Here is a 23,435-nt window from a genome sequence, read left to right as displayed (position 1 = left end):
ACGTCGTGGCACCGGTGCCCTATGAGGAGCAGCAGTCTTGCGCGAGTTCAGCCTTCCGGCTTTGTACGAGGTCCCCGCGGACGGCAACCTGACCGACATCGTCCGCAGAAACGCCGCGCAGCATCCCGACGTCGCCGTGATCGCCCGCAAGGTCGACGGCGGCTGGCAGGACGTGACGGCCACCGCCTTCCTCGCCGAGGTGCGGGACGCGGCCAAGGGCCTGATCGCGGCGGGTGTGCAGCCCGGCGACCGGGTGGGCCTGATGTCCCGCACCCGCTACGAGTGGACCCTGCTGGACTTCGCGATCTGGACCGCGGGCGGGGTCACCGTCCCGGTGTACGAGACCAGCTCGGCCGAGCAGATCCAGTGGATCCTCGGGGACGCGGGCGTCACCGCGTGCGTCGTGGAGAGCGCCGGGCACGCCGACACCCTGGAGTCGGTCCGCGACCGGCTGCCGGAGCTGAAGCACGTCTGGCAGATCGACGGCGGCGCGGTCGAGGAACTGGGCGGACTCGGCCAGGACGTCTCCGACGACACCGTCGACGAGCGCTCCTCCCTCGCCAGGGCGGACGACCCGGCGACCATTGTCTACACCTCCGGCACCACCGGCCGGCCCAAGGGCTGTGTCCTCACCCACCGCGCCTTCTTCGCGGAGTGCGGCAACGCCGTGGAACGGCTGCGCCCGCTGTTCCGCACCGGTGAGTGCAGTGTGCTGCTCTTCCTGCCGCTCGCCCATGTCTTCGGGCGGCTGGTGCAGGTCGCGCCGATGATGGCGCCGATCAAGCTGGGTCTGGTCCCGGACGTCAAGAACCTCACCGACGAACTGGCCAGCTTCCGGCCGACGCTGATCCTGGGCGTCCCGCGCGTCTTCGAGAAGGTCTACAACTCGGCGCGCGCCAAGGCCCAGGCCGACGGCAAGGGCAAGATCTTCGACAAGGCGGCGGACACCGCCATCGCGTACAGCAGGGCCCTGGACACCCCGTCCGGCCCGGCGCTGGGCCTGAAGATCAAGCACAAGGTGTTCGACAAGCTGGTCTACGGCAAGCTGCGCGCGGTGCTCGGCGGACGCGGCGAGTACGCCATCTCCGGCGGCGCCCCGCTGGGCGAGCGGCTCGGGCACTTCTTCCGCGGTATCGGCTTCACCGTCCTGGAGGGCTACGGGCTGACCGAGACCTGCGCGGCGACCACCTTCAACCCCTGGGACCGGCAGAAGATCGGCACGGTCGGGCAGCCGCTGCCGGGTTCGGTGGTGCGGATCGCCGACGACGGCGAGGTGCTGCTGCACGGCGAGCACCTGTTCAAGGAGTACTGGAACAACCCGTCCGCGACCGCCGAGGCGCTGGCCGACGGCTGGTTCCACAGCGGGGACGTCGGCACGCTGGACGAGGACGGGTATCTGCGGATCACCGGCCGCAAGAAGGAGATCATCGTCACCGCGGGCGGCAAGAACGTGGCCCCGGCGGTGATCGAGGACCGTATCCGGGCGCACGCGCTGGTCGCCGAGTGCATGGTGGTCGGTGACGGACGGCCGTTCGTGGGGGCGCTGATCACGCTCGACGAGGAGTTCCTCGGGCGGTGGGCGGCGGACCACGGGAAGCCTGCCGGCTCCACCGCGGAGTCCCTCGCCGGGGATGTGGATCTGCTGGCGGCGATCCAGAGCGCTGTGGATGACGGGAACGCGGCGGTGTCCAAGGCGGAGTCCGTGCGGAAGTTTCGGGTGCTGCGGTCTCAGTTCACGGAGGAGTCGGGGCATTTGACTCCGTCGTTGAAGCTGAAGCGGAACGTTGTTGCCAAGGATTTCGCTGAGGAGATTGAAGCGATTTACGGTAAGTGACGCGCCTAATGGGGGGGCTGGTTCGGGTTGTGGGGCGGGTGCGGGTGGTGTGTGGCTGGTCGCGCAGTTCCTCCCCCAGAGGGGGTACCCCCAGCGCCCCTAAAAGCAAAAGCCTGGTCGCCTGCGTTCGTCAAAAGGTCCCCCGGCGCTACAGCAACGCCCGCAGGTCACTCGCCAAATGATCCCAGCGCCATTTCTCCTCCACCCAGTGTCTGCCTCGCTCTCCCATGCGGTGGCGGAGTTCTGGGTCGGAGAGGAGGGTGATGACACGGTCCGCCGTGTCTTCGGGGGATGTGCCGCGGACCACCCAGCCCGTCTCGCCGTCCAGGACCGCGTCGGGGGCGCCGCCCGAGTCTCCGGCGACGACCGGGAGGCCGGTCGCGGAGGCTTCGAGGTAGACGATGCCGAGGCCCTCGACGTCCAGACCGCCGCGCCGGGTGCGGCAGGGCATGGCGAAGACATCACCGGCGCCGTAGTGCGCGGGCAGCGCGGACCACGGGACCGGGCCGGTGAAGAACACCGAGTCGGTGACGCCGGTCTCCTCGGCGAGGCGGCGCAGGTCCTTGGCGTAGGGGCCGCCGCCGACGATCAGCAGGGCGGTGTCCGGGTGGTGGGCCAGGATGCGGGGCAGGGCGAGGATCAGGGTGTCCTGGCCCTTGCGCGGGACCAGCCGGGAGACACAGACGACCACCGGACGGTCGGTGAGCCCGAGCCGGGCGCGGACCTCGGCGCCGCCGGAACCCGGGTGGAAGGTCTTCTCGTCGACGCCGGGCGGCAGTTGGACCATCCGGGCGGCGGCCTCGGGGGTGAGCGCGGCGGCGATCCGGGAGCGGGTGTACTCGCCGAGGTAGGTCAGGGTGTCGGTGCCCTCGCCGATCCGGCGCAGCAGTTGGCGGGCCGCGGGCAGTTGGGCCCAGCCCGCCTCATGGCCGTGCGTGGTGGCGACCAGCCGCTCGGCACCGGCCCGGCGCAGCGCGGGCGCCATCAGACCGAGCGGGGCGGCGGCCCCGAACCACACCGCCGTACAGCCGTGTTCGCGCAGCAGGGAGACGGCCCGCCGGGTGGCGCCCGGCGTCGGCAGCAGCATCGTCGTACGGTCCCGTACGACGGTGAAGGGCTGCTCGGCGTCGAAGGCGGCGGTGGCCTCGGCGCCCTCGGGGCCGCGCTTCCAGGTGGAGGCGTAGACGACCAGCCGCTCGGGGTCGAGACGCAGGGCCATGTTGTGCAGGAACGCCTGGATTCCGCCGGGGCGGGGCGGGAAGTCGTTGGTCACGACGAGGGTCTTGCGCATCGCCGCTGAGCCTACCCAACGTAGACTCACGGCTCGGCACGGCCGGGCTCAGGAACAGGGGCGTCTGTGGAAAAGTCGGATATGCGGCGGGCTTTGCCATGGCTGCTCTCGGTGTGGACGCTCACCCGGCTGGGTCTGCTGCTCTTCGTGTACAAGACCTGGGTCTTCGCGGGCCCCGATGTCACCAGCGATGTGTCGGTGATCTACCAGGGCTGGTACGAGGTGCTGCGCACCGGCACGTTCCCGCTGGACGACGTCACCTGGCAGTACCCGCCCGCCGCCGCGCTGCCGATCCTGGCGCCCGCCCTGCTGCCGTCCCTGGAGTACGCGCACGCGTTCTTCGCGCTGGCCTGCGCCGCGGATCTGGTGGTGCTGGTGCTGCTGGTGTACGCGGGTTCCCGTCCGGGCCGCTCGCCGCGCGGTGCCTGGGTGTGGGTGGCGGGCGTGCCGCTGCTGGGCCCGACCGTGTACGCCCGCTACGACGTGATGGTGACCGCCGTCGCCGTCGCCGCACTGCTGGCGGGGGCCACGCGGCCCCGGCTGATGGGGGCGCTCGCGGGGTTCGGGGCGATGCTGAAGGTGTGGCCCGCGCTGGTGCTGCTGGGGGTGGTGCGGCGCCGGGCGTGGGCGGCGGCGCTGGTGACCATGGCCGCGGTGGCGGCGGTGAGCTGGCTGGCGATGCCGGGGGCGTTCGCGTTCCTGACCTTCCAGCGGGACCGGGGCACGGAGGTGGAGTCGCTGGGCGCGCTGGTGTTCCACTTCGCCCGGCACTTCGGCTGGGAGGGGCAGGTGCTGCTGAACTACGGGTCGGTGGAATTCCTCGGCCCGTATGTGGAGGTGGTCAGCGGGGCGGCGCTGGTGCTGTCCGGGCTGGCGTTCGCCTGGCTGCTGCTGTGGCGGCTGAGGGCGGCGCGGTTCGAGGCGTGGACGGCGGCGGACGCGGCGTTCGTGGCGGTGCTGATGTTCACGGTCACCAGCCGGGTGATCAGCCCGCAGTACATGGTGTGGCTGGTCGGGGTGGCGGCCGTCTGCCTCGGCTACCGGGCGAGCCGGATGCTGGTGCCCGCGCTGCTGGTGCTGGTGGCCTGTCTGGTGACGGTGCTGGAGTTCCCGCTGTGGTTCTCGCACGTGGTGACGAGCACCCCGCTGGGCGTGACCCTGCTGGTGGTGCGCAACGGCCTGCTGGTCGCGGCGGCCCTGATCGCCGCGCGTCTGCTATGGCGGGACACGGTCCCGCCGAGGTCCGCGCGCGCCCCGCTGTCCCCGGCGGAGCCGACCCCGCGCGACGGCGCCCGGGTCCCGTCACCGTGAGCCGGGACGGGGACTGCACCGCGGCTCACTCCTCCCCCGTCCCGGTCGTCAGATACGCCCGCCACTCCGCCACGAACGCGTCCTCGCTCACGCCCAGCACCTTCTCCAGGGCCGAGGCCACCGCGCCCTCGCGGGTCTCATGGGTGGCGACCGCGCGGTAGAAGTCGGCCAGCGGCTGTTCGCCCCAGCGGTCGGCGATCATGCGGCAGGCCAGCCAGCCGGACTCGTAGGCGCGGGCCAGGGTGGCGGGGTCGTCGGTGAAGCCGAAGTCGTCGTCGGCGGGGAGGTTCTCCGGCGGCTCGCCCGCGGCGAGCGCGCGGGCCAGCTCGGGGGCGATCTCGGCGGGGGTGCGGTCGGTGCCCCGGTAGCCGACCCAGTCGGCATAGCCCTCGGAGAGCCACAGCGGGGTGGCGGCGTCGGTGTGGGCGCGGGTGGCCACATGGGTGGTCTCGTGGGTGAGCACCACCTGCCGTCCGGTGGTGCCCAGGTCGGCGTACGCCTCGGGGTTGACGATGATCCGGTCGGCGGGCGCGTCCCCGGTGGCGCCGACCTCGCCGGTGGTGACCGCGGCGATGCCCCGGTAGGAGGCCGCGGGCGACCCCAGCAGCCCCGCCATGCCCTCCAGGGACGCCGGTACGACGACCAGGACGCGCCGCCCCCAGTCGGTGCCCCAGGCGTCGGAGACGGCCGGGACGGCACGGTCGGCGAGGGCGGCGTAGTCCCGCAGGGAGCCCTCCGGGGCGCCCGCGACGCCCAGGACCAGGCTGCGGGTGCCCTGGACCGCCCGTACCGGGCCCTGGTCCCAGAGCTGCTGCGCCGCCTGGTCGGCGGGGCGGTCGGCGGTGAGGCGCCAGGTGCCGTCGGCGGCGCGGGTGAGGGTGAGGGAGCGGGCGGTGGTGACGGGGGCCCGGTCGTAGCCCTGGACGCGGTAGCTCAGCTCGGCATCCGCTGAGTAGGTGCCGTCACCGGCCCCGGGGTCCAGGTCGGTGAGGCGGTAGGACCAGTCGGCCAGCGGGAGGGCGGAGAGGTGGTCCCCGCCGGGCGGGGTGCCGGTGGACCGGTAGGCGGCGGTGTCGCCCGCGAGGAGGGCCTCCGCACGGCGGTCCAGGAGCCGCTGGACGTCCGCGCGGCCGGTGTCCGGGGCGGGCCGCCCGGCACAGGACACCAGCGGCACCAGGGCCACCAGCAGTGCGCACACCGCGGTGGTCCTGGGTATCCGGGCGCGCCGTCGACCAGCCATCTTCACGATCGTAAGGCGCGCGGCGGGGTCAGACGCGGGTGACCGAGTCGATCGGCATCATGCCGACCGGGTCGTAGCGCACCGGGGCGCCGGGGTAGGGGGCGTGCACGACCTGTCCATTGCCGACGTACATGCCGACATGGCTGGCGTCGGAGCGGTAGGTGACGAGGTCGCCGGGCTGGGCCTGGGCGAGCGGGACATGCTGTCCGGCGTGCCGCTGGCCCTGGGAGGTGCGCGGGATGGCGACCCCGGCCTGGGCGTAGGACCACTGGGTGAGCCCGGAGCAGTCGAAGCCGCTGGGGCCGTTGGCGCCCCAGATGTAGGGCTTGCCGACGGCGGAGCGGGCGGCGGCGACCGCGGCGGCGGCCCGGCCGGAGGCGGGCTGGACGCCGGTCAGGTCGGGCAGCTCGGCGCGGCCGGAGCGGGAGGCGCGGTCGTAGGCGGCGCGGTCGTCGTCGGGCAGCGCGTTGAGCAGGGCGCGGGCCTTGGCGAGCTTGCCCTCGACGGTCTTCTTGTGGGCGGCGACGGCCTTGCGGCTCTTCTCCAGTTCGGTCAGGCGTCCGGTGGCCTCGGTGCGCTCCTGGGCGAGGGCGCGCAGGGCGTTCTGGAGTTCGGTGAGCTGTCCGGCCTGGCGGGCGCTGATCCGGTCCAGGGCGGCGGCCTTGTCGAGGTAGTCGTCGGGGTCTTCGGAGAACAGCAGGGCGACGGAGGGGTCGACACCGCCGGAGCGGTACTGGGCGCCGGCCAGCGAGCCGAGGGCCTCGCGCATCTCGTTGACCCGCTCCTGCTGGCGGGCGATGCGGTCCTGGGTGCGGCGGACCTCGCCGCGCAGGGTGTCGGTGCGTTCGTCGGCCTTGTTGTACGCCTCGGTGGCCTGCTCCGCCTCGGTGTAGAGGCGGTCGACCTCGGCCCGGGTGTCGTCGGCGGGAGCTGCGGGCGCGGCGGTGGCCGGTACGGCACCGAGTGCGGCGACGGCGGCGGAGAGCACGGAGACGGCGACGCACGCCCCCCGGTCGAACCCGGACGGTGCCTGACGGCGATGGGACCCCACGGGAAGCCGTGCTCCTTCCACTGGACGACTCAAACGCGGCAGACAGTAGCCGGGTGACGGGTCGTCGGCCAAAGACCTCGGAGGGCACGCACAGTGACGCCCCGCCGCTGACGCAGGTCACCGGCGGGGCGTGGGGTCACTTCGGGGTTCGGGATTCGCCCGTTCGGGCGGTCCCCCGTGTCGTGGGTCGACGCGGGGCGTGGATCAGATCCGCACGCCGAACTGGAAGGGCATGTTGTTGATGGACTCGTAGCGCACGACGGCACCGGTGCGCGGGGAGTGCAGGACCTGGCCGTTGCCGGCGTAGAAGCCGACGTGGTGCAGGTCGCCGTAGAAGATGACCAGGTCGCCGACCTTGAGGTCGGACTGGGAGTAGATGCGGGTGCCGAAGCTGGCCTGCGCCTGGGAGGTGCGCGGGATCTGCATCCCGGCCTGGGCGTAGGCCCAGGAGGTCAGGCCCGAGCAGTCGAACGAGGAGGGGCCGGAGGCGCCGTAGACGTAGGGGCTGCCGATGACGCTCTGGGCGGCGGCGTAGGCCGACATGGTGCGGCCGGAACCGGCCGGGGCGTCGCCGAGCTGGACGCGGTCGGCGCTGTCGCGGCTGGCGCGCTGCTCCTCCTGCTGGAGGGCGGCCTTCTCGGCGGCGGTCAGCGAGTTGAGCAGCTTCTGCGCCTCGGCCAGCTTGGACTTGACCTCGTCCTTCTTCTTGCCCAGTTCGTCGCGGGTGGCGGAGAGGTCCCCCAGCTTCTCGGACGCCTCGGCGCGGTCCTGGGCGAGGACCCGCTGCTTGTCCTGGATCTTCTCCAGGGCGTCGACCTGCTGGCTGCTGAGCTGGTCGAGGGTGGACGCCTTGTCGAGGTAGTCGTCCGGGTCGGCGGAGAGGAAGAGCTGCACGGACGGGTCGATACCGCCGGAGCGGTACTGGGCGCTGGCCATCGAACCGAGGCCCTCGCGCAGCTCGTTGACCTCTTCCTGGCCCCGGGCGACGTTGTCCTGGATGGTGGAGATCTCCTTCTGGAGCTTCTCCTGCTTCTCCTTGGCGCCGTTGTACTTCTCGGTGGCTGCCTCGGCCTCTTCGTAGAGCTTGTCGACCTTCGCCTTGACCTCGTCCTTGGTCGGCTTCTCGCTCGGGGCGGCCTGGGCGGCCTGGGAGCTGATGGCGACAGCGGCGGCGGCCGCGGTGGTCAGCACGGTCACACGTGCACGGCTCGGCTGCTTGGGTCGACGGTGGGACGCCACGAAGGCGAGCTCCTTCTTCCTCCAGCCGCCTACCGAGACGCCGGCGGGCGGTGCCCCTCCACCGTCGCCCCTTATGGGCGATCAACCGAGTGGAGGTTCGACGCCAGACCCTAGTGACCCGGTTGTGATCAGTTCAAATCCTCAGCTGAAAAATCTCGCCCCTCCGGCGATTATTTACACACAACTCACATGCCGTGATGCCCGATTGACCGTACGTGGCACCAAGATCCGATGAATTCGGGCATTCAACTCGAAGGTGATGCTTGGGACTCACGCCCTGTGAGGGGGCGCATCCATGGCAAGCGGTCAGCCTCGGGCGAACCGTTTCAGAAGGACCGCGGAGGCGACCGGCCGTGCCCCGGCCCGCGCCACCCCGTCGGCCACCTCACGGTCGGTGGAGACGACGATCACCGGACGGCCCGGCGGCTCGGCCCGCACCAGCTGCCGGATCAGCTCGTCCGCGGTGACCCCGGGCTTGGAGAACAGCACCCGGACCCCGCGCGGCGGCGCCAGCAGCACCGGCGCGGCCAGTTCCGCCCCGTCGAAGACACAGGTGACCTCGGCGCCGGACTGGGCGGCGAGCTGGGCCAGCTGGCCGAGCAGCCGCAGCCGCTGCTTCTCCAGCGGCATCTGCGGATAGCCGGTCTTGGTGACGTTGTAGCCGTCGACCACCAGATGCGCCTGCGGCAGCGCGAGCAACTGGTCCAGAACGGCCGGGTCGTGCTCCGACAGCGCCCGCGCGGCGATGTCCTTCGGGGTCATCCGGCCCGGCTCGACCGCGTCCACGGTCTCCGCGGGCCGTACCGACACCGGGGGCAGGGCGAGTTCGCGGCGCAGTCCCTGCGCGGCGTCCAGGACCGTGTCCAGCAGCAGTCTGACCCGCATGTCCTCGACGCTGCGGCCCTCCCGGGCGGCCCGCCGGGTGGCCTCGAGGGCGGCCTCGGACTCACCGAGCCGGGCCTTCAGCCGCCGGGACTCGCTCTCGGCGGCGGACACCTGGGCGTGCCCGTCGGCGCGCACCGCCTCCAGCTCGCCCTGCACCTTGCGCAGCGCCGCCTCGCCGCGCCGGATGTCGCTGAGGGCCGCGCGCAGCTTGCGGTGAAGCGATTCCGCTTCCTTGCGGGCGCCGTCCAGTTCGGTGCGCAGCCGCTCGGTCTCGGCGCGGATCTGGTCCTGGGCGGCGGCCAGCGCCGTGCGCAGCCGCTCCAGTTCGGCGCGGTTCTCGTCGTCGGCGCGCTCGGCGTCCGCGCGCTGGGCCTCCTCACCGGCCGCGGTGACCAGCTTCACCCAGCCGGTGGGACGCAGCACATACGCCGCCGCCGCCACATCCAGCGGATCGGCGGCGGGCGGCGGGGCACCGGAGTCCAGCGCGCCGGTCAGTTCCGGCTGGGCCTCCCGCAGCTTCTCGCCGATGCGCTGACGGAACAGCGCGTCGCTCTCCAGCGCGGCGGCCATCGCGTTCCCGGCGAACTTGGCGCGCCGGTTCGGGGCGAACCGGGCGTACTGCCGCAGCTGCGCGGGCAGCTCGGTGACGGTCAGCCCGCCGAAGCCGTCGGAGACGATCTGCACGACCCGGCGGCGCACCCCGTCCGGCAGTGGACGGTCGAGCACCTCGGCGGCGCCGTCGCCCGGCCCCCCGCCTGTGGTCTCCACCATCCGTCACCCCAATACCTGTGCCGATCCCGGGCCGGGATCGGCGGTCGGGGGCCCCGGCTCCGTCAGGAGTCGGCGCCCGGCCTGTCCACCAGTTCCACCTGGTCCACCGCGTTGCACCAGCGGCAGCGCACCGACTCGATGGTCTCACTGAGCACCTCGCGCTCCTCGACCTTCGGCTCACCGGCCAGGTCCAGGTGGACATACTCGACGACCTTCGACGAGCGCGTCACATCGAAGCGGGTGAGATTGCCGCAGAGGGTGCAGCGCCACCGCGAGGTGGCGGTGGGCAGGGGAACCGTCATCGTGGGCGTCCGCTTCCTTCTGTCTTCGTCGGGGCCGGGACGTTCCTTGAGCGCCCCGCGCCGCGGGGCGGCGGGGTGAGCGCCGCCGCACCTCTTCCAGTGTCGGCGACGCGCCGGGCAGCCCGGAACGTGTGGGTGGTAACCCTACGGCCTGGGGGCCCGGCGACGCCCATCGCGGGACGGCGGCGAGGCGGTCTGCACGGTTGCGTCCCGGTACGTCATGCTCTGTAGCCATGACCGGCAACTGGAGCGGGACGGCGGACCGGGCGGCGGCGCTGCCGCGTAGACCGGCGGGTCCGGTGACGTACACGCTGATCGCGCTGTGCTGTCTGGTCTTCCTGATCGGCCCCGCCTCCGGATTCAATCCGTCCTACGGCACCGGTGACGCGCTGCTGGCCGCGCAGCGGAGCTACTTCCGGCACTGGGGCGTCGTTCCCGCACAGTTGTTCGAAGGTGACCCCCGGGCCGTGCTGACGCCCGCGACCGCGCTGTTCATCCACGGCAGCTGGGTCCATCTGCTCGGCAACATGCTCTTCCTCTACGTCTTCGGAGTGCTGACCGAGGAGCGGATGGGCCGCGTCGAGTTCACCCTGTTCTATCTGGGCTGCGGCTATCTGGCGCTGCTGGGCTATGCCGCCGCGCACGCGGACTCCGATCAGTCGCTGGTCGGCGCCTCCGGGGCGATCTCCGCGGTCCTCGGCGCCTTTCTGTGTGCCTTCCCCCGGGCGCGGGTGACCAGTCTGCTGCCGTTCCTGTTCTTTCTGCCGCTGCGCTTCCCGGCGTGGGTGGTGCTGCCGTTCTGGGTGACGCTCCAGTGGATCGCGGCGGGCCGCGCCGAGCAGGGGCCCGGGGTGGCCTATCTCGCCCATCTGATCGGCTTCGGCCTGGGCTTCTGCTACGCGTGGGCCCGGTTCGGACGGGCGGCTAGAGTGAAGCCCGCCCCAGCCCCGGCCCGCGAGGGAGAGAACCAGCCGTGATCACCGCGATCGTCCTGATCAAGACCAGCGTGGACCGGATTCCCGAGATCGCCGAGCGGATCGCCGCGCTGGACAGCGTCAGCGAGGTCTTCTCCGTGACCGGTACGTACGACCTGATCGCCATGGTGCGGGTCAAGGACCACGAGGACCTCGCCGAGGTGATCCCGGGCCGCATCAGCAAGATCCCAGGAGTGGAGGCCACGGACACCCACGTCGCCTTCCGCACCTACAGCCAACACGACCTTGAGGCGGCTTTCGCAATCGGCCTGGACTCGTAAAGGGCCTTTTTCTTTTAGGGGCGCTGGGGGTACCCCCTCTGGGGGAGGAACTGCGCGACAAGCCACGACGGACCCGCACTCGCCACGCAACCTTCCGACGCCCCCTCTGAGGCGACAAAACCCCGCCCCCCAGATGAAGAAACCCTCACCCAAACTTCATCCCCGGGCGCCCACACAACACCCAGCATCGCAACCATGGTCTTCTCCCACCGCATGGCCGCCCTCGCCGCAGTCGTCGTGATCCCCTTGGGCATCGCCGCGACCAGCTTCGCGCTCACCGACCGGCCGGAGTCCCCCGAGGTGCCGGCCAAGGTGGAGCTGGACAGCGGCTCCCCGACGGCGGACCCCGGCCTCCCGGCCCCCACCCCCAGCGACGAGGTGGTCTCACCACCGCCCGCCACCGACGCCCCACCGACCCCGTCCCCCGGCACCTCCGGCGGCTCCGGCACCACGAACAACCCCAACGGCTCCAGCAACCCCAGCACCGGCGGAAACAATGACGACGACCGAGGCGGACCGGCCGGCACCGGGGACGACGACGCGGACGACGACGGTCCCGCAGGCGACGACGGCTGAGCGAGGCCGTGCCCGCGTCTCCGCCCGGGTCCGCATCCTGCTGTGGCTGCTGCTGGTGATGACCGTGGCCTTCGGCTCGGTCGCCACCACCGTACGGACGATCCTGCTGCGCGACACCGATCAGCGCATCGCGGATCTGCTGGCCCAGGAGGCCGTGGAGTTCACCCAGTTCGAGGAGCGGGGCGTCGACCCGGCCGGCGGACGCCCGTTCACCGACCCGACCCGGCTGCTGCGGGTGTTCCTGGAGCGCCAGCACGCCGACGCCGACGAGGAGCTGATCGGGCTGGTCGCGAGCCGCGGCCCCGACCCGGCGAAGATCATCCAGCAGCGGGAGATCCCGGCCGCGGTGCCGCTGCACCAGGACGCCGACGCCCGCCGGGAGATCTTCGGCTCTGCCGCGACCACCGGCACGCTGTCCCGTCCGGCGGGGCAGATCCGCTGGGCCAAGGTGGAGATCGCCCCCTACGGCGGTGAACCGGAGGCCGCCTTCGTGGTCGCCTTCCATCCGCAGCGCGAGCACGAGCGGGCCGACGAGGTGTTCCGCATCCTGCTGGCCATCTCCGGCGTCGCCCTGCTGATGACCACCGGCATAGGCTGGGTCGTCGCCGGGCGGATACTCCAGCCGGTCCGGCTGGTGCGGGCCGCCGCCGCGCAGCTCACCGAGCAGGACCTCACCCGGCGGATACCGGTCCACGGCCGGGACGACATAGCGGCGCTCGCCGAGACCTTCAACGACATGCTGGACCGGCTGGAGCGGGCGTTCGCCGCCCAGCGGGAGTTCGTGGACGACGCCGGGCACGAGCTGCGCACCCCGATCACCATCGTGCGCGGCCATCTCGAAGTCATGGGCGACGACCCGGCCGAGCGGGAGGAGACGGTCCGGCTGGTCACCGACGAACTCGACCGGATGAGCCGGATCGTGGAGGACCTGCTGCTGCTCGCCAAGGCCGAACGCCCCGACTTCGTCGCCCCGGAACCCGTCCAGCTCGCCGAACTCACCGCCGACGTCTACGTCAAGGCGCGGGCGCTGGGCGAACGCGACTGGCAGCTCGCCGAGGTCGCCGACGCCGAGGTCCGGCTCGATCCGCAGCGCATCACCCAGGCCATGGTCCAGCTCGCGCAGAACGCGGTGCAGCACACCGGCCCCGGCAAGCGGATCAGCATCGGCTCGCGCGCCGACGGCAGCCGCGTCGAACTGTATGTCGCCGACTCCGGTACGGGCGTACGCCCGCAGGACGCCGACGTCATCTTCGAACGGTTCCGGCGCGGCACCGCCCGGCGCGGCACCCGGGGCTCCGGCGCCGGACTCGGGCTGTCCATCGTGCGGGCCATAGCGGAGGCGCACGGCGGCCGGGTGGGGCTGCGCGAGACCGACGGCGGCGGCGCCACCTTCGTCCTCACCCTGGAAGAGACCCGCCCGAGCCCTGGAGGGAAGCCCCTGTGAACCGCATCCTCATCGTCGAGGACGAGGAGCGCATCGCCTCCTTCGTGGAGAAGGGACTGCGCGCCAACGGCTTCACCACCACCGTCGTCGGCGACGGCGAGGCGGGCTACGAGTACGGCCTCACCGGCGGTTTCGACCTGATCGTGCTGGACATCGGGCTGCCCGGCCGGGACGGCTTCACCGTGCTGCGCGAACTGCGCGAGGCCCGGGTGACCACCCCGGTCATCGTGCTCACCGCCCGTGACTCGGTGCGCGACACCGTGGCCGGTCTTGAGGGCGGCGCCGACGACTGGATGACCAAGCCGTTCCGCTTCGAGGAACTCCTCGCCCGGGTCCGGCTCCGGCTGCGTACGGCGGCCAGGGCGCCGGAGGTCACCGTGCTGAAGTCCGGCCCGCTCACCCTGGACCTGCGCACCCGGCGGGCCCGCTCCGGGGAGCGCACGGTCGATCTGACGGCCCGGGAGTTCGTCCTGCTGGAGCTGTTCCTGCGCCACCCCGGCCAGGTACTGTCCCGCGAACAGATCCTCTCCCACGTCTGGGGCTACGACTTCGACCCCGGTTCGAACATCGTGGACGTCTATGTCCGCGCCCTGCGCAAGAAACTGGGCGCCGAACGGGTGGAGACGGTACGGGGGATGGGGTACCGGTTGCCGGTGTGACGGGCGGGGGCGACGGGGGCAGCGGGGGCGAAGGGGACGGAGGGGGCAGCGGGGGCGAAGGGGACGGAGGGGGCGGCGGGGGCGAAGGGGTGGGGCGGCGCGGCGGCGGGCGCGCCCGGTGAACGGCCCTCACCAGCCCGCATGAAGTCTCTTTCATCGACGGCTCATCAAGGGCTCACCGCCCCCGTGAACGCTCGATGGCGTGACCCTGAACCTCCGTCTGACCGTGGGCCTGTGCCTGGCGTTCTCGCTGTGCGCCGTGCTGGCGGTCCCCGGCACCTTCCCCGGCCTGTCCGGCACCGCCCGTCTCACCCTCGCCGTCTTCGCGCTGGCGACCTGCGCCTGGATCGCCACCCCGATCGACGACACCTATATCGCGCTCGGCGCCGGACTGGCGCTGACCGTGACCGGGGTCATCAGCAGCGACACCTTCTTCGGCACCCTCGGTGACTCCACCGTATGGCTGCTGATCTGCGCGTTCGTCCTGGCCGCCGCGGTGGCCAGGACCGGACTCGCGGGACGGGCGGCGGCCTTTCTGGTCGGCGGCGCCACGTCCGTACGGCAGCTGACCCATCTGACCACCGCGGCGCTGGTCGTCACCGCGTTCGCCGTCCCGGCCACCTCCGGGCGGGCGGCGCTGGCGCTGCCGGTGTTCCTCGCCCTCGCCAAGGTGCTGTCCGCGCACCGGCGGCTGGTGGTGATGCTGGCGCTGCTGTTCCCGACGGTGATCCTGCTGTCGGCGGTCGCCACCCTGATCGGCGCGGGCGCCCATCTGATCACGGTGTCGGTGCTGTTCGAATCCACCGGGGAGCGGGTCGGGTTCACCGAGTGGCTGCTGATCGGGCTGCCGCTGGCCGTGGTGTCGTCGCATGTCGCGGCGGAGGTGGTGCTGCTGACGACGACCCGGCGGGCCGACCGGAAGCTGCCGATCGCGATCAGCGCGGCGGACATCCAGGAGCACTCCGAGGAGCCGGTCACCGGGCCGTGGTCCGCGGCCGAGTCGCGCTGCGCGCTGCTGCTGGCGACGGTGGTGCTGCTGTGGTGCAGCGAGCCCTTGCACCAGGTGCCGCCGGCGCTGGTCGCGCTGATCGGGGCGGTGGTGGCGGCGTCGCCCGCGCTCGGGACGGTGCGGTTGAAGGACGCGCTGAAGACCGTGCCGTGGTCGTTGCTGATCTTCATGGCGGCGACCATGGCGATGGGGGTCGCGCTGTCCGACTCGGGCGCGGCGGCGTGGCTGGTGTCGGGGCTGCCGACGGGGGTGGGGCCGGGGGTGTTCCTGGCCGCGGTGATCGCCGTGAGCACGGCGGCGCATCTGGTGTTGCAGTCGCGGTCGGCGCGGTCGTCGGTGCTGGTACCTCTGGTGGTCGCGGCGGCTGTGGGGGTGGGGGTGAATCCGGTGGCTGCGGCGTTGGCGTCGACTGCGGCGGCGGGGTTCTGTCATACGTTGCCGGCGTCTGCGAAGCCGGTCGCCTTGTTTGCGGAGGTGCCGGGGGTTGTCACGTATACGCCCCGCGATCTGCTGCGGTTGTCGGCGGTGTTGGCGCCGGTGACGGCCGGGTTGGTGCTGGTGTTCGCGGTGGGGGTGTGGCCGGTGTTGGGGGTGCCGTTGCGGTAGCGCCGTTGGTTGTTTGTGTCGTGGGGCGGCTGCGGGTTCGTCGTGGCTGGTCGCGCAGTTCCTCCCCCAGAGGGGGTACCCCCAGCGCCCCTGAACGCGTGGCGGCTGCGGGTTCGTCGTGGCCGTTCGCGCAGTTCCCCGCGCCCCTTAGGGGCGTTGGCCCTTGACTATCTTTCTAGGAGCCCTCTGATGTTGTCCCGTATTGTCATTGCCCCCAGTGGGTTCAAGGAGTCTCTGTCCGCTCAGGCCGCTGCCGATGCCATCGCTGCCGGGGTGCGGCGGGTGTTGCCGGAGGTCGAGGTCGATCTCATTCCGCTGGTGGACGGCGGGGAGGGGACCGCTCGGGCGCTGGCGGCGGCCGGGGGCGGGCGGCTGGTCGCGCTGTCGGCCACCGGGCCGCTCGGGGAGAGCGTGGGGACGCACTTCGCGCTGCTGGACTCCGGGCGGACCGCCGTCGTGGAGATGGCGGCGGTCGCCGGACTGTCGCTGGTGCCGGCGAGTCTGCGTGATCCCGGGGCCACCACCACCTACGGGGTGGGTGAGCTGATCCGGGCCGCGCTGGACACCGGGGTCGAGCGGATCGTCGTCGGCTGCGGGGACTCGGGGACCTCGGACGGGGGCGCGGGCGCGCTCCAGGCACTCGGGGCCCGGCTGCTGGACGCCGACGGGTTCGAACTGGGCCGGGGCGGCGGCGAGTTGGTGCGGCTGCGGCGGATCGACGCGAGCGGGCTCGATCCCCGGCTGGCCCGGACCGAGATCCTGGTCGCCTGCAACCCGTACAACGTGCTGTGCGGGGAGCGGGGCGTGGCCCGGGTGTTCGGGCCGCAGAAGGGCGCCACCCCGGCGCAGGTCGAGCGGCTGTCGGAGGGGCTGGAGCGATGGGCGTACATCCTGCGCCGCGATCTGGGGCCGGGGACGGTGGATCTGCGGTTCGGGGCCGGTACGGGCGCGTCGGGCGGGCTCGGTGCCGGGCTCGCGGCGCTGGGCGCCCGGCTGCTGCCCCGCTTCGAGGTGCTGTTGGACCATCTCGACCTGGACGCCCGGCTGGCCCGCGCCGATCTGGTGCTGACCGCCGAGGGCGCGATCGACGAGCAGACCCAGCGGGGCAAGGTGCCGGGCGAGGTGGCCCGCCGCGCCAAGCTCTACGACCGTCCCGTGCTGGCGCTGGCCGGCACCCTCGGCAAGGGTGCCGGTGAGGTGCCGGGCGTGGACGCCTGCCATGGCATCCTGCCCGCCCCGATGGCACTGGCGGAGGCGCTGGTGCGGGCGGCGGAGCTGCTCACCGACGCCACCGAGCGGGCGCTGCGGATGGTGGTGCTGGGGGCCCGGCTGCCGGGTCAGGCGGAGGTGTCGGGAACGCAGCGGCCGTCGACCGTGCGGTAGTTCCAGCGGGCGCCGTCCGCGACCAGTTCACGCACGGCCCGCACGAACCGCTCCACATGCTCGTCCGGGGTGCCCGCGCCGAAGCTGACCCGGATGGCGTTGAGGGACTTCTCGCCTGGCGCGGCCTCCGGGGCACCGCACTCGCCCTGCGCCTGGGCGTCGCTGCCCAGCAGGGTACGGACCAGCGGGTGGGCGCAGAACAGGCCGTCGCGCACGCCGATGCCGTACTCGGCGGAGAGCGCGGCGGCGAAGTGGGAGCTGTTCCAGCCGTCGACCACGAAGGAGATCACCCCGACGCGGGGGGCGTCGTCGCCGAACAGCGACAGCACCCGCACCTCGGGAATCCCGGCCAGCCCGGTCCGTACGGTGTCGATCAGGTGCTGCTCCCGGGCGACCAGGGTGTCGAACCCGGCCTCGGTGAGGGCGGCGCAGGCGGAGGCGATGGAGTAGGCGCCGATCACATTGGGCGACCCGGCCTCGTGGCGGGCGGCGCTGTCGTGCCACTCGACGTCCACGCCGCCGTCGTCGCGCCGGGTGACCTTGCGGCTGGCGCCGCCCCCGGCGAGATAGGGCTCGGCGGCGGTCAGCCAGTCGGCGCGCCCGGCCAGGACACCGGAGCCGAAGGGGGCGTACAGCTTGTGCCCGGAGAAGGCGACCCAGTCGACGTCCAGGTCGGCCAGCGAGACCGGGTGGTGCGGGGCGAGCTGGGCGGCGTCCAGGACGATCCGGGCGCCGTGCGCGTGGGCGGCGGCGGCCAGCTCCCGCACCGGCCACAGCTCACCGGTGACATTGGAGGCGCCGGTGACACAGACCAGGGCGGGGCCGTGCGGGTCGCGGGCGGCGAGGGCGCGCTCCAGGGTCTGGACGGCCTGGGCGGGGGTGCGCGGGGCGTCGAGGTAGCTGACCTGGGCGTCCTTCCAGGGCAGCAGCGAGGCGTGGTGCTCGGTCTCGAAGACGAACACCTGGCAGTCGGCGGGCAGCGCGGCGGCGAGCAGATTCAGCGAGTCGGTGGTGGACCGGGTGAACACCACCTGGTCGCCGTCCCGGCACCCGAGGAACTCGGCGACGGTGGTCCGGGCGTTCTCGAACAGATCGGTCGACAGCTGCGACAGATACCCGGCCCCCCGGTGCACGCTGCCGTAGTAGGGCGCGTACGCGGCCACGTCGTCCCACACCCGCTGGAGCGCGGGCGCGCTGGCGGCGTAGTCGAGCGCGGCGTACGTGACCTCGCCCCCGGTGACGAGGGGCACGGTGACGTCCCGGCCGAGCACGGGCAGCGGGGCCCAGACGGAGGTATCGGAGGTGGCGGAGGTGGCGACGGACATGGGTCAACTCCCGTGGAGGCAGGCGGAATCCACCGGGCGAGCGACAGCGCTCCAGCACGGCGATGAAGAGAAAAAGGGGATGCGGAGGCGGGGCTCTGCGGCCCTATCGCATTCGCTTGCTCACGAGAGACTCCTCGACGACCAGGACCCCTGGTGACGCGAGGGGTCCGCGCTTGCCATAGACCTCGCTGCCTACGGCCTGGTCTTCACCCGGGGCACCCCGCCACGGACGGAGGGTTGCCGGACAGCCGGCCGGGGCCTGATGGCTGTCACTCATGACCTACTCGAAAACCTACGCGACCCCCAACACCCACCGCAACTCCCATCCGCATGACGGACGCGGGGTCGAGCAGGGGCGCTGGGGGTACCCCCTCTGGGGGAGGAACTGCGCGACCAGCCACAACCCACCCGCACCCGCCACACAACCCCACCCCACCCCACCGCTACGCGTTACTCGCCGCGACCCACCCCTCAAGCACCCTCTGAGCCGCCCCAGAATCAATAGCGACCTGGGCCTTCTCCATCCCCCCCCGAATCTGCTCGGCGAGCGACCCACCCCCCGGTTCAAGAGCAACAAGCGCCGCCGCCGCGTTCAACACGACCGCATCCCGCACAGCCCCCCGCTCCCCCGCAAGCACCCGCCGAGCAACCCCCGCGTTGTACGCCGGGTCACCCCCCCGCAGCGCCTCCACCGGCACCAGCTCGATCCCGACATCGCGCGGGTCGAAGACCTCCTCCGTGACCTTCCCGTCCCGCACCACCCACACCCGGGACGTCGCGGTGACGGTCAGCTCGTCGAGCCCGTCGTCGCCGCGGAACACCAGCGAGGAGTTGCCCCGCTCGGCGAAGACCCCGGCGACCACCGGAGCCATCCGGGGATCGGCCACGCCCACCGCCTGCGCCCGCACCTTCGCCGGATTGGTCAGCGGACCGAGGATGTTGAACACGGTACGGATACCGAGCTGCCCCCGCGCCGCGCCGGCGTACCGCAGGGCCGGGTGGAACTTGATCGCGAAGCAGAAGGTGATCCCGGCCTCCCGGGCCACCTCGGCGACCCGGGCGGGGCTCAGCTCCAGATTGACGCCGAGCTGCCCCAGCACATCGGACGCGCCGGACGCGGAGGACGCGGCGCGGTTGCCGTGCTTGACGACCGTCGCCCCGGCACCGGCCGCCACGATCGAGGCCATGGTGGAGATGTTCACGGTCTTGGCGCCGTCGCCCCCGGTGCCGACGATGTCCACCGTGCGGCCGGGCACCTCGATCACGTTGGCGTGCTCGTACATCGTCCGGACCAGGCCGTTGATCTCCTCGACGGTCTCGCCCTTGGCGCGTAGCGCCACCGCGAACCCGGCGATCTGGGCGTTCGTCGCCTCGCCGCGCATGATCCGGTCCATCGCCCAGGCGGTGTCCTCGGCGCTCTGGTCCCGGCCGTACAGCAGCGCGTTCAGCACGTCGGGCCAGGAACGGGCCGCCGCGGTGTCGCCTCCAGCGGGGTTCACAGCGCTCATAAGCCGCTCCTGGGTGAGGTCCCGCGCCGGGGCGGGGACGGGTCTGCCGACGCGGTCCACCCTATCCAGCCGGGACTGTCCAGCCGTCCCCCCGTCCACGCAGCGGACCGGACACCGAAGCGGACCGGCGACGGACCGAGGGCCCCGCTCCGGTGTCCGGAACGGGGCCCTCGTGCGTGGCGAAACGCAGCGATCGGTGAGCGATCAGTGGTGGCCGTGGCCGCTCGTGATCTCCTTGTACTCCTCGACGGTCGGCTTGGTGATCTGGGAGTCCTCGCCGTAGTACGCCTTGCTGAGCTTGGCGCGGAGCTTGTCGGGCGCCTTCACCTTGCGGACGACCCCGTTCTCGTCGGTCGCCGGGCCGACCTGGGCCGGCTCGTACTGCTCGTGCGCGGTGAGGGTGTGCAGCTGCTCCTGGCTGAGCGGCTCGTGGACCTCGATGAACTCACCGTGCGGCAGGCGCTTGATCGTGCCGGTCTCCCGGCCGTGCAGCACCTTCTCCCGGTCCCGGCGCTGGAGGCCGAGGCAGATCCGCTTGGTGAGGATGAACGCGATGACCGGTCCGGCGAAGAACCCGATCCGGACGAACCAGGTGACCGCGTTGATCGACAGATGGAAGTGGGTGGCCCACAGGTCGTTGCCACCGCCGACCAGCGTGATCATGTACATCGTGATCCAGGCGACGCCGAACGCGGTACGCGTCGGGGCGTTGCGCGGACGGTCCAGGATGTGGTGCTCGCGCTTGTCGCCGGTGATCCAGGACTCGATGAACGGATAGACCGCGATCGCCATCAGGACCACCCCGAACAGCACCAGCGGGATGAACACACCGAGGACCAGGGTGTGGCCCCAGAAGTTCACCTCCCAGCCGGGGAAGAACCGGATCAGACCTTCGGCGAAGCCCATGTACCAGTCGGGCTGGGCGCCCGTGGACACCATGTCCGGCCGGTAGGGGCCGAGCACCCAGATGGGGTTGATCTGGGCGATCGCCGCGATGACCGCGATGACACCGAAGACCAGGAAGAAGAAGCCTCCGGCCTTGGCCATGTAGACCGGCAGCAGCGGCATACCGACGACGTTCTTGTTGGTCTTGCCGGGACCCGCGAACTGCGTGTGCTTGTGGTAGAAGACCAGGATCAGATGGGCGACCACCAGACCGAGCATGATGCCCGGCAGCAGCAGGATGTGGATCGAGTAGAACCGGGCGACGAAGTCGGTGCCCGGGAACTCCCCGCCGAACAGGAAGAACGAGATGTACGTTCCGACGATCGGCGTGGCGAGGATCGCGCCCTGGGTGAAGCGGACACCGGTGCCGGAGAGCAGGTCGTCCGGGAGCGAGTAGCCGGTGAAACCGGTGAACATGCCGAGGACGAAGAGCAGGAACCCGAACAGCCAGTTGATCTCACGCGGCTTGCGGAACGCGCCCGTGAAGAACACGCGCATCATGTGCACGAACATGCCGGCCAGGAAGATCAGCGCCGCCCAGTGGTGGATCTGCCGGATGAGCAGACCACCGCGCACATCGAAGGAGATGTGCATGGTCGAGTCGAACGCCTGGGACATCAGCTGCCCCTGGAGCGGCACGTACGAGCCGTGGTACTCGACCTCGGCCATCGACGGCTGGAAGAACAGCGTCAGATACACACCGGTCAGGATGATGATGATGAAGCTGTAGAGGCAGATCTCGCCCAGCATGAACGACCAGTGGTCGGGGAAGATCTTGCGCATGTTGGCCTTGGCCAGGGAGTAGATCCCCAGCCGGCCGTCCGCCCAGTCGGCGACACGCTCGCCCGCGGGGGCCTTGCCCCGCCTGGCCTCGTTCTCGTTGGTCGTCGTAGTGCTCATCCGCGCTCCCAGAAAGCAGGACCGACGGGCTCTTCGAAGTCGCCGAGCGCCTCAAGGTAGCCCTCGTCGTTCACGCCGATGCGCAGCTGCGGCAGGGCGTGACCGGCGGGGCCGAAGATCACCCGGGCACCGTCGGAGAGGTCGAAGGTGGACTGGTGGCAGGGGCACAGCACGTGGTGCGTCTGCTGCTCGTACAGCGAGATCGGGCAGCCGACGTGGGTGCAGATCTTGGAGTACGCCACGATGCCGTCGACGGACCACTCCAGTTCCTTGGCGTCCTTGATGTCGTCCGGCTGGATGCGGACGATCATCAGGGCGGCCTTGGCGATCTCGTTCTGGAAGCCGTGGGCGTGCTCGTCCAGGCCCTCGGGCTTGCAGAACGTGAGCGAGCCGACGGCCACGTCCGAGGGGCGCAGCGGCTCGTCCGTGTTCATGTTGACGAGGAGCTTGCCCTTCTTCCACAGCGTGTGGCGCAGCTTCTCCTCGGGCAGCGGACCGAGGTCGCGCAGCAGGACCACACCGGAGAGCGGGAACAGGGCCAGGGCACCGAACATGGTGTTGCGGATCAGCTTGCGGCGGCCGAGCGCGGACTCCTTGGCGCCCTGCTTGAAGTCGGCCAGCACCTTGGCCTTGACCTCGGGCTCCGCCGCGATCGGGTGGCGCTCGTCGGCGATCTCGTGGTCCGACATCAGGGTGCGGGCCCAGTGGACCGCGCCCGCGCCGATGAGGAACAGCGCCCCGCCGAGGGTCAGGCCCAGCGCGAAGTTCAGCGCGTTGATGTGCCCGATCGGAAAGACGAAGATCGACTTTTCCTTGGGGATCGCCACATAGGAGGCGATGAACCCGGCGGTGGCCAGCATCGACAGGGTGAAGAGGAAGGCGACCGCGCGCTCGGAGCGCCGGGCCGCCTGCTCGTCGATGTCCTGGATGCGCGGCTCGTGGGGGGGCAGTCCCGGGTCGGCGAACGGGTCCTTCTCGTCCGCGACGGCGGGCACGTGGTGCGCGGCCTGCTCGGCCGGCAGGTTCTCTTCTGGAATGTCGTGGCTACTCATGACTTCTTGGCCTTTGCGGTCCGAGCGGCGACCCAGACGGCGACCGCGATCAGCACGCCGAGGCCGAAGATCCACGCGAAGAGGCCCTCGACGACCGGTCCGAGCCCGCCCAGCGACATGCCGCCCGGGTTGGTGGTGTCCGAGCTGTTGACCGCGTCGAGGTAGGCGATGATGTCCTTCTTGTTCTGCTCGGTCAGCGTGGTGTCGGGGAACGACGGCATGTTCTGCGGGCCGGTCTGCATGGCCTCGTAGATGTGCTTGGGGTCGACCCCGTCCAGCGGCGGTGCGTACTTGCCCTTGGTCAGGGCGCCGCCCTTGCCGGTGAAGTTGTGGCACTGCGCGCAGTTGTTGCGGAACAGCTCCCCGCCGTTGGCGATGTCCGCGCCCTGCGGGCCGTACTGCTCCTCGGTCGGGATCGCGGGACCGGGGCCGAAGGTGGCGATGTACGCGGCGAGCTGGTCGATCTCGGCCTGTGTGTAGATGTTCTTCTTCGCCGGTACCTGCACGCCCTGCGAGGTGGCGGCCGGCATCCGGCCGGTGGCGACCTGGAAGTCGACGGCCGCGGCGCCCACGCCGACCAGGCTGGGTCCGTCGGAGGTGCCCTGACCGCCGGTGCCGTGGCAGCTTGCGCAGCCGACGGCGTAGAGCTTCTTGCCCTCTTCGATGGCGAGGGACTGGACGGTCTCATCGGCCTGCGCCTTGTCCGCGGGCGCGAACGTGGCGTACAGCCCCCCAGTGGCCGCCAGCGCGAGGAGTAGGACGACGACCGCCGCCAGCGGATGGCGTCGTCGTGCGGAGAGCTTTTTCACGGATTACCCCGGTGTCAGGATCTTCTGCGTCGATGAGGCT

The 23,435-nt window shown here is 71.5% G+C and carries 20 protein-coding genes and 1 riboswitch; of the genes, 9 read left to right on the top strand and 11 right to left on the bottom strand.

Translation table 11 applies throughout. The features are described 5' to 3' along the window. Positions 1-37 precede the first annotated feature (37 nt). The gene (locus tag AB0D49_RS15960) at positions 38-1,834 is read left to right on the top strand and encodes an AMP-dependent synthetase/ligase (RefSeq protein WP_362757291.1); all 1,797 of its coding nucleotides are present in this window, start codon (positions 38-40) and stop codon (positions 1,832-1,834) included. 148 nt (positions 1,835-1,982) lie between these two features. Here AB0D49_RS15960 and AB0D49_RS15955 read toward each other — a convergent pair whose 3' ends face one another. Continuing rightward, positions 1,983-3,125 carry a glycosyltransferase family 4 protein gene (locus AB0D49_RS15955; protein WP_362757288.1) on the bottom strand — a complete coding sequence of 381 codons (1,143 nt, stop codon included), beginning with the start codon at positions 3,123-3,125 and terminating at the stop codon, positions 1,983-1,985. Between the two features lie 81 nt (positions 3,126-3,206). Here AB0D49_RS15955 and AB0D49_RS15950 point away from each other — a divergent pair, with 81 nt between their 5' ends. Then, positions 3,207-4,436, top strand: a complete 1,230-nt coding sequence (locus tag AB0D49_RS15950; RefSeq protein ID WP_362757742.1) for a glycosyltransferase family 87 protein — start codon at positions 3,207-3,209, stop codon at positions 4,434-4,436. Between the two features lie 25 nt (positions 4,437-4,461). On the opposite strand, the gene AB0D49_RS15945 is transcribed toward AB0D49_RS15950, so the two are convergent. From AB0D49_RS15945 to AB0D49_RS15925, 5 genes are all read right to left on the bottom strand, one after another. Beyond that, a complete protein-coding gene (locus AB0D49_RS15945) occupies positions 4,462-5,676 on the bottom strand; it encodes a hypothetical protein (RefSeq protein ID WP_362757286.1) in 1,215 nt (404 codons plus the stop codon). 28 nt (positions 5,677-5,704) lie between these two features. Further along, positions 5,705-6,727, bottom strand: coding sequence for an NlpC/P60 family protein (locus AB0D49_RS15940; protein ID WP_362757283.1), 1,023 nt, complete (start codon positions 6,725-6,727; stop codon positions 5,705-5,707). Positions 6,728-6,931: 204 nt separating this feature from the next. Further along, complete coding sequence (locus AB0D49_RS15935; protein WP_362757280.1) at positions 6,932-7,966, bottom strand: NlpC/P60 family protein; 1,035 nt, start codon at positions 7,964-7,966, stop codon at positions 6,932-6,934. A 306-nt stretch (positions 7,967-8,272) separates the two neighbouring features. Next, complete coding sequence (locus AB0D49_RS15930; RefSeq protein ID WP_362757277.1) at positions 8,273-9,622, bottom strand: NYN domain-containing protein; 1,350 nt, start codon at positions 9,620-9,622, stop codon at positions 8,273-8,275. Between the two features lie 62 nt (positions 9,623-9,684). After that, the gene (locus AB0D49_RS15925; RefSeq protein WP_362757274.1) at positions 9,685-9,924 is read right to left on the bottom strand and encodes a hypothetical protein; all 240 of its coding nucleotides are present in this window, start codon (positions 9,922-9,924) and stop codon (positions 9,685-9,687) included. Positions 9,925-10,157: 233 nt separating this feature from the next. Between AB0D49_RS15925 and AB0D49_RS15920 the strand changes: the two genes are divergently transcribed. From AB0D49_RS15920 to AB0D49_RS15890, 7 genes are all read left to right on the top strand, one after another. After that, complete coding sequence (locus AB0D49_RS15920; protein WP_362757271.1) at positions 10,158-10,901, top strand: rhomboid family intramembrane serine protease; 744 nt, start codon at positions 10,158-10,160, stop codon at positions 10,899-10,901. After that, positions 10,898-11,179: an Lrp/AsnC ligand binding domain-containing protein gene (locus AB0D49_RS15915; protein ID WP_362757268.1), complete on the top strand. Its 282-nt coding sequence runs from the start codon at positions 10,898-10,900 to the stop codon at positions 11,177-11,179. The genes AB0D49_RS15920 and AB0D49_RS15915 overlap by 4 nt, the downstream gene beginning before the upstream one ends. Before the next feature lie 195 nt (positions 11,180-11,374). After that, the gene (locus AB0D49_RS15910) at positions 11,375-11,755 is read left to right on the top strand and encodes a small secreted hydrophilic protein (protein ID WP_362757265.1); all 381 of its coding nucleotides are present in this window, start codon (positions 11,375-11,377) and stop codon (positions 11,753-11,755) included. Positions 11,756-11,813: 58 nt separating this feature from the next. Next, a complete protein-coding gene (locus AB0D49_RS15905; protein ID WP_362757740.1) occupies positions 11,814-13,199 on the top strand; it encodes a HAMP domain-containing sensor histidine kinase in 1,386 nt (461 codons plus the stop codon). Further along, on the top strand, positions 13,196-13,858 hold the full coding sequence (locus tag AB0D49_RS15900) for a response regulator transcription factor (protein ID WP_362757262.1): 663 nt from the start codon (positions 13,196-13,198) through the stop codon (positions 13,856-13,858). Before AB0D49_RS15905 ends, AB0D49_RS15900 begins: the two co-directional genes overlap by 4 nt. Positions 13,859-14,060: 202 nt before the next feature. After that, entirely contained in the window at positions 14,061-15,473 is a 1,413-nt protein-coding gene (locus AB0D49_RS15895) for an SLC13 family permease (protein WP_362757259.1), read from the top strand. A gap of 189 nt (positions 15,474-15,662) precedes the next feature. Continuing rightward, complete coding sequence (locus AB0D49_RS15890; RefSeq protein WP_362757256.1) at positions 15,663-16,856, top strand: glycerate kinase; 1,194 nt, start codon at positions 15,663-15,665, stop codon at positions 16,854-16,856. Here the strand turns inward: AB0D49_RS15890 and AB0D49_RS15885 are convergent. The 5 genes from AB0D49_RS15885 to AB0D49_RS15865 all read right to left on the bottom strand — a co-directional run bounded on the left by AB0D49_RS15885 (position 16,811) and on the right by AB0D49_RS15865 (position 23,395). Further along, the gene (locus AB0D49_RS15885) at positions 16,811-18,181 is read right to left on the bottom strand and encodes an aminotransferase class V-fold PLP-dependent enzyme (RefSeq protein ID WP_362757253.1); all 1,371 of its coding nucleotides are present in this window, start codon (positions 18,179-18,181) and stop codon (positions 16,811-16,813) included. The genes AB0D49_RS15890 and AB0D49_RS15885 overlap by 46 nt on opposite strands. A gap of 164 nt (positions 18,182-18,345) precedes the next feature. Next, positions 18,346-18,462, bottom strand: a riboswitch (SAM riboswitch). 162 nt (positions 18,463-18,624) lie between these two features. After that, positions 18,625-19,689: an anthranilate phosphoribosyltransferase gene (gene trpD, locus AB0D49_RS15880; RefSeq protein ID WP_362757250.1), complete on the bottom strand. Its 1,065-nt coding sequence runs from the start codon at positions 19,687-19,689 to the stop codon at positions 18,625-18,627. 204 nt (positions 19,690-19,893) lie between these two features. Beyond that, positions 19,894-21,534 carry a cytochrome bc complex cytochrome b subunit gene (locus AB0D49_RS15875; protein ID WP_362757247.1) on the bottom strand — a complete coding sequence of 547 codons (1,641 nt, stop codon included), beginning with the start codon at positions 21,532-21,534 and terminating at the stop codon, positions 19,894-19,896. Continuing rightward, positions 21,531-22,586: a Rieske 2Fe-2S domain-containing protein gene (locus AB0D49_RS15870; RefSeq protein ID WP_362757244.1), complete on the bottom strand. Its 1,056-nt coding sequence runs from the start codon at positions 22,584-22,586 to the stop codon at positions 21,531-21,533. The genes AB0D49_RS15875 and AB0D49_RS15870 overlap by 4 nt, the downstream gene beginning before the upstream one ends. Further along, the gene (locus AB0D49_RS15865) at positions 22,583-23,395 is read right to left on the bottom strand and encodes a cytochrome c (RefSeq protein ID WP_362757241.1); all 813 of its coding nucleotides are present in this window, start codon (positions 23,393-23,395) and stop codon (positions 22,583-22,585) included. The genes AB0D49_RS15870 and AB0D49_RS15865 overlap by 4 nt, the downstream gene beginning before the upstream one ends. Positions 23,396-23,435 lie beyond the last annotated feature (40 nt).

Source organism: Streptomyces sp. NPDC048290 (genome assembly GCF_040652095.1).
GTDB lineage: Bacteria > Actinomycetota > Actinomycetes > Streptomycetales > Streptomycetaceae > Streptomyces.
Note: the sequence above shows the minus strand (reverse complement) of the source record. Positions and strands in the feature narration are given on the sequence as shown.

What these genes read in the sequence shown, in the direction of transcription:
- AB0D49_RS15955 (WP_362757288.1), bottom strand. Translation starts at nt 3,125, where the DNA reads ATGCGCAAGACCCTCGTCGTGACCAACGACTTCCCGCCCCGCCCCGGC.
- AB0D49_RS15950 (WP_362757742.1), top strand. Translation starts at nt 3,207, where the DNA reads ATGCGGCGGGCTTTGCCATGGCTGCTCTCGGTGTGGACGCTCACCCGG.
- AB0D49_RS15945 (WP_362757286.1), bottom strand. Translation starts at nt 5,676, where the DNA reads ATGGCTGGTCGACGGCGCGCCCGGATACCCAGGACCACCGCGGTGTGC.
- AB0D49_RS15930 (WP_362757277.1), bottom strand. Translation starts at nt 9,622, where the DNA reads ATGGTGGAGACCACAGGCGGGGGGCCGGGCGACGGCGCCGCCGAGGTG.
- AB0D49_RS15925 (WP_362757274.1), bottom strand. Translation starts at nt 9,924, where the DNA reads ATGACGGTTCCCCTGCCCACCGCCACCTCGCGGTGGCGCTGCACCCTC.
- AB0D49_RS15920 (WP_362757271.1), top strand. Translation starts at nt 10,158, where the DNA reads ATGACCGGCAACTGGAGCGGGACGGCGGACCGGGCGGCGGCGCTGCCG.
- AB0D49_RS15910 (WP_362757265.1), top strand. Translation starts at nt 11,375, where the DNA reads ATGGTCTTCTCCCACCGCATGGCCGCCCTCGCCGCAGTCGTCGTGATC.
- AB0D49_RS15905 (WP_362757740.1), top strand. Translation starts at nt 11,814, where the DNA reads ATGACCGTGGCCTTCGGCTCGGTCGCCACCACCGTACGGACGATCCTG.
- AB0D49_RS15890 (WP_362757256.1), top strand. Translation starts at nt 15,663, where the DNA reads ATGTTGTCCCGTATTGTCATTGCCCCCAGTGGGTTCAAGGAGTCTCTG.
- AB0D49_RS15885 (WP_362757253.1), bottom strand. Translation starts at nt 18,181, where the DNA reads ATGTCCGTCGCCACCTCCGCCACCTCCGATACCTCCGTCTGGGCCCCG.
- trpD (WP_362757250.1), bottom strand. Translation starts at nt 19,689, where the DNA reads ATGAGCGCTGTGAACCCCGCTGGAGGCGACACCGCGGCGGCCCGTTCC.
- AB0D49_RS15875 (WP_362757247.1), bottom strand. Translation starts at nt 21,534, where the DNA reads ATGAGCACTACGACGACCAACGAGAACGAGGCCAGGCGGGGCAAGGCC.
- AB0D49_RS15870 (WP_362757244.1), bottom strand. Translation starts at nt 22,586, where the DNA reads ATGAGTAGCCACGACATTCCAGAAGAGAACCTGCCGGCCGAGCAGGCC.